Raw genomic sequence first — 2,592 nt, 5'->3', positions numbered from 1 at the left:
CAGCACCGCCCGCGCGCAGGCGCCGAAAGCCCGCATCCGCCGTCCACGGGCATGGTCGGGCGGGAACAGAAGGGCGAAATGCACCGGGAGGGCGGGGGCGAAGGGACGGATCGCGATCGGCGAGACCTTCGCCTCCTCGTAGGCGGCCAGCGGGTTCATCACGCTGACCCCGAGCCCGGCCGAGACGAGGGTGCAGATCGATGCACCGAGGCCGGCCTCGGCGGTGATGGTCAGGGTGATCCCGGCCGCTGCGAAGATCGCCTCGGTCCGGTTGCGCAGGGCGCTCCCGAGCGAGGAGGCGACGAAGGGTACGCCGAAAAAATCCGCAGGGGTTAGAAGAGCCTGCGCGGCAAGGGGATGGTCCTGCGGCAGGACGGCGACGCAGGCACGCGTCTCGACATGTTCGCGATGCGCGTCCGGGGCGTCGCCGTACAGCATCGTCAGCGCGGCGTCGCAGAAGCCGGTGGCGAGCCAGTGATTCACGGTCTCGTCGTCGCCGGAATGGATCGCCACGATCACGTCCGGATGCGCGGCGCGGAAGCGCACGACCGCCCGCGCCAGGAGCCCGCCCGCCAGCCGCGGCATCGCGGCCACCCGCAGCCGCTCCGCCCCGAAGGCGCGGATCCGTGCGGCCGCGGATTCGAGGCTGGTCAGCCCCACGAAGGCGCGCTCGACCTCAGCGTGAAACCGCGTGCCGTCGAGGGACGGTACGACCCGACTCCCGCTCCGATCGAACAGGGGCAGGCCCGTGATCGCCTCCAGCTGGGCGATCAGCCGGCTCACCTGCGGCTGCGAGGTGTGGAGCCGGCGGCTCGCCTCGGTCATGGACCCGGTGGCCACAACGGCCCGGAAGGCCTCGATGTGCCGGAAGGTCATACGCCGCTCGGCCATATCAGATCCGTATGCTCGGCAGGTGAATCGGCATTGGACGCCCGCGCGCGGCCGCTCCTAGGATCGCACGGCAAAGCTTCGGGCCGACTCCCTGGCGGACGGCCCGGCGCTGAACCGGTTCAGACATAGCGAGGGGGTTCGGATCGTGTCGAGGACGCTGCCGCTTCTATTGGCCACTCTGTGCTGGGCCGGGCTCGCCGCGCCGTCGGCCGCGGAGGGGCGCCTCGACAAGATCCGCACGACCGGACAGATCAGCCTCGGCTTCCCGGACGCGTCGCCGCCCTTCGGCTTCCTCGACCAGAACGCCAAGCCGGTGGGCTATTCGCTGGAGATATGCGAGCACGTCGCGCAGAAGCTCAAGGCCGCCCTCGGCCTGCCGAAGCTCGAGGTGCGCCACGTGCCGGTGATGTCGGCGACCCGGATCCCGCTGATCAACAACGGCACGATCGACCTGGAATGCGGCACCGCCAGCAACCTGCCCGAGCGGCACAAGCTGGTCTCCTTCGCGCCGACCACCTTCGTGGCGCAGGTGGTGCTGGTGGCCAAGAAGGATACGCCGGTGGATGTGGACGACATCGCCTCGTTCCGCGGCAAGGCCATCTCGGCGCAGGCCGGCGGCGAGACCCAGCGCGTCGCCACCCGGATCAACGTCCGCGACAAGCTCGACATCCAGGTGATGCCGGCCAAGGACACCGCGGAGGTGTTCCTGCTCCTCGAGACCGGCCGCGCGGCGGGCGCCATCAACGACGACGCCCTGGCCCACGCCACGGTGGCCGGCGCCAAGCGGCCCGCAGATTACAAGATCGGCACCAAGGGCCTGGAATTCGCGCCCTACGGGATCCTGGAGCCGAAGGACGACCCGGCCTTCAAGGCGGCCGTCGACAAGGCGGTGATCGAGCTGATTCAGGACGGCACCGTTGCCCGCCTCTACGGCAGGTATTTCGAGCAGCCGATCCCGCCGAAGGGTATAAACCTGGAGTTGCCGATGAGCGACGTGCTCAAGCGGGCCCTGGCTCACCCGACCGATTCCGGCGACGAGGCCGCGTACCGATAGGGTGGCCGGCGAGTCCAAGATGCGAGACGATCTGACCCATACGGCGGACGCGCCGTCCGTCGTCGACCTGCGAAGCGACACCGTCACGCGGCCGACCGAGGCGATGTACGCGCGGATGCGGACGGCACCGCTGGGCGATGACGGGCTCGATGCCGACCCGACCGCCCGCGCGCTGGAGGAGACCGCCGCCGCCATGCTCGGCAAGGCGGCCGGCCTGTTCGTGCCGAGCTGCACGATGGGCAATCTGCTGGCGATCCTTGCCCAGGTCCAGCGCAGCGAGCATATCCTGCTCGAAGACCAGGCCCACATGCTCAACACCGAGCGCGGCGCCGCGACCCTGACCGGTGCCTTCCTGTACGGGGTCGCCGGCACGGACGGCGCCATGGACCTCGACCGGCTGGAGGACGCCCTCATCCCGAATGCCAGCCCGCTCCGGACGGCCATGATCGCGCTGGAGACCTCGCACAATGCCGCCGGGGGCACCGTGCTGCCGCCGGCCCATATGACGGCGGTCGCAAACCTCGCCCGGGCGCGCGGCATCCCGGTCCATCTCGATGGGGCGCGCCTGTTCAATGCGGCGACGCATCTCGGCGTCGCGCCGGCGGATCTCGCCGCGCATGTCGACACGGTGTCGCTGTGCCTGTCCA

General features: G+C 70.2%; 3 protein-coding genes. 2 read left to right on the top strand and 1 reads right to left on the bottom strand.

Annotated elements, in window-relative coordinates; all coding sequences use genetic code 11:
• Positions 1-891 (bottom strand): LysR substrate-binding domain-containing protein (locus tag I53_RS01995; RefSeq protein WP_043346090.1); only part of this gene is annotated, 891 nt, incomplete at its 3' end.
• 145 nt (positions 892-1,036) lie between these two features.
• Here I53_RS01995 and I53_RS01990 point away from each other — a divergent pair.
• The gene (locus I53_RS01990; protein ID WP_085987610.1) at positions 1,037-1,945 is read left to right on the top strand and encodes an amino acid ABC transporter substrate-binding protein; all 909 of its coding nucleotides are present in this window, start codon (positions 1,037-1,039) and stop codon (positions 1,943-1,945) included.
• Positions 1,946-1,964: 19 nt separating this feature from the next.
• The coding region (locus I53_RS01985; protein WP_043346092.1) for a threonine aldolase family protein at positions 1,965-2,592 on the top strand (628 nt) is incomplete at its 3' end.

It is taken from the genome of Methylobacterium sp. B1 (assembly GCF_000333255.1).
Classification (GTDB): Bacteria; Pseudomonadota; Alphaproteobacteria; order Rhizobiales; family Beijerinckiaceae; genus Methylobacterium; species Methylobacterium fujisawaense.
The sequence above is the reverse complement of the archived record's forward strand: the minus strand, read 5'-3'. Positions and strand labels throughout refer to the sequence as shown.